A 2221-nucleotide genomic window follows, 5' to 3' on the forward strand; every position below is an offset into this window, starting at 1 on the left:
GAGCGTTTCACAGAGCTGTCGGCAGACTATGAAGCCGAGCAGAAAGAACTGAAAGAACGTGCCGCCAGACTGCGGGAAGAACTTTCCAAAGCGCAGGAAGCCACCGCAAACGCTGAAAAGTTTATGAATGTGGTACGCAGGCACACTACCATTGAAGAACTTACCCCTACTCTGCTGCGGGAGTTTGTGGAGAAAATCGTTGTCCATGAAAGCGTTGCCCTTGACGGGAAACGCCGGGGCAAGTTACGCAGACAGGAAATCGAAATCTATTATTCTTTTGTCGGCAAGGTAGAACTGCCCGACACCTAACCGCCCGACCTATCCGACATACCTCATGTGCCGGATAGGAACGGCAAAATTTTTTACACTTCTATTACTTCTTTATCACACATAAGCAAAATCACAGGGCATTAAACAGCTTATGGCGGGCGGCGGTGTTGCCCTTATCGGCACTATCCTTGTACCGCTTCTTTCCGGTCTGTTCGGATAAGTTTACGGAGGGTAGCCTATGGAGAGCATACTTGACGCGATTAACGAATGGATAAAAGAAATCCTTATCGGCGCGATAAACGGTAATCTGTCAACGATGTTCGGGGACGTAAACGAAAAAGTAGGCACCATTGCAGCGGAGGTAGGCAAGACCCCACAGGGGTGGAACGCGAACATTTTCAACATGATACAAAATCTGTCGGAAAATGTGATTGTACCCATTGCGGGGCTTGTCATTACCTATGTCCTCTGTTATGAGCTTATCAGCATGGTAACGGAAAAAAACAATATGCACGACGTTGACACGTTCATGTTCTTTAAGTGGTTTTTCAAAGCCTTTGTTGCCGTTTTCTTGGTAACGCACACCTTTGATATTACTATGGCGGTGTTTGATATGGCGCAGCATATTGTGTCCGGCGCGGCGGGGGTAATCGGCGGCGATACGAATATCGACGTAACCGAAGCCCTTGCCGCCATGCAGGAGGGACTAAAAGATATGGAAATCCCCGAACTACTGTTACTTGTCATGGAAACGAGCCTTGTAAGCCTTTGTATGAAAATCATGTCCGTACTGATAACCGTTATCCTCTACGGCAGAATGATTGAGATATACGCCTACTGTTCCGTTTCCCCTATCCCTTTTGCCACCATGACAAACCGGGAATGGGGACAGATTGGGAACAACTACCTAAAGGGGCTGTTTGCACTTGGTTTTCAAGGCTTCCTCATTATGATATGCGTCGGCATTTATGCGGTTTTGGTAGGCGAAATGGTCTTAGCGGACAACCTGCACAGCGCGATTTTTTCCCTTGCAGCCTATACCGTTATCCTCTGTTTCTCCCTGTTCAAATCCGGCGCACTGGCAAAATCTATATTCAACGCCCACTAAGGGCAGAAAGGAGGTTTTTTCTTGGCGTATGTACCTGTACCCAAAGACTTATCCAAAGTCAAAACAAAAGTCGCTTTCAATCTGACAAAGCGGCAAATCCTTTGTTTTTCAGTGGCACTTCTTATGGGACTGCCACTTTTCTTTTTGTTCAAAGACAGCGCAGGGACGAGCCTTGCGGCAATGGCAATGATTGTCGTCATGCTTCCCTGCTTTTTGGTTGCCATGTATGAAAAGCATGGGCAGCCCCTTGAAGTGGTTGTAAAGAACATCATTCAGACAAAATTGACCCGCCCCAAAGTGCGACCGTATCAGACGGAAAACCTGTATGCACTCTTGGAGAAACAGCGGGCATTAGAAAAGGAGGTATCAGCGATTGTCAAAAGGACAGACAAAAAAGACGCGGGAAGCCGCAGGAAACAGGCGTAAGCTGACCCGCGCGGAAAAGAAACAGATAGCGGCGGTTATCCGGCAGGCAAAGGGGGACGGCAAAGCCCACACCGCACAGCAGACCATTCCCTACCTTGCCATGTACCCGGACGGTATCTGCAAAGTGGCACAGCGGAAATATTCAAAGAGCATTGCCTTTGAGGACATCAACTATCAGCTTGCACAGGCAGACGATAAGACCGCCATTTTTGAAAACTGGTGCGATTTTCTCAACTACTTTGACGCAAGCGTGAACGTGCAGCTTTCTTTCATCAATCAAGGCTCACAGCAGGAACAGGCAGCGCTGGCAATCCATATCCCGCTGCAAAATGACGATTTTAACTCTATCCGCACTGAGTATTCCGATATGCTGAAATCGCAGCTTGCCAAAGGGAACAACGGGCTTGTCAAGCATAA

Annotated in this window: 3 protein-coding genes and 2 pseudogenes; all 5 read left to right on the top strand. The window is 48.0% G+C overall.

Going from position 1 to position 2221, the window contains the following annotated elements; all coding sequences use genetic code 11:
* A partial coding sequence (locus AC075J_RS03600) for a DUF4368 domain-containing protein (protein ID WP_476390014.1) occupies positions 1-309 on the top strand: 309 nt, incomplete at its 5' end.
* Between the two features lie 85 nt (positions 310-394).
* Positions 395-490 (top strand): annotated as a pseudogene (locus AC075J_RS03605) (Maff2 family mobile element protein); the annotation flags it as partial.
* An 18-nt stretch (positions 491-508) separates the two neighbouring features.
* Positions 509-1378, top strand: a complete 870-nt coding sequence (locus AC075J_RS03610; protein ID WP_015529210.1) for a VirB6/TrbL-like conjugal transfer protein, CD1112 family — start codon at positions 509-511, stop codon at positions 1376-1378.
* Between the two features lie 21 nt (positions 1379-1399).
* The gene (locus AC075J_RS03615; protein ID WP_035394369.1) at positions 1400-1804 is read left to right on the top strand and encodes a PrgI family protein; all 405 of its coding nucleotides are present in this window, start codon (positions 1400-1402) and stop codon (positions 1802-1804) included.
* Positions 1752-2221 (top strand): annotated as a pseudogene (locus tag AC075J_RS03620) (VirB4-like conjugal transfer ATPase, CD1110 family); the annotation flags it as partial. The gene AC075J_RS03615 and the pseudogene AC075J_RS03620, both read left to right, overlap by 53 nt.

This window comes from Blautia sp. ZXY-1-C6 (assembly GCF_056339875.1).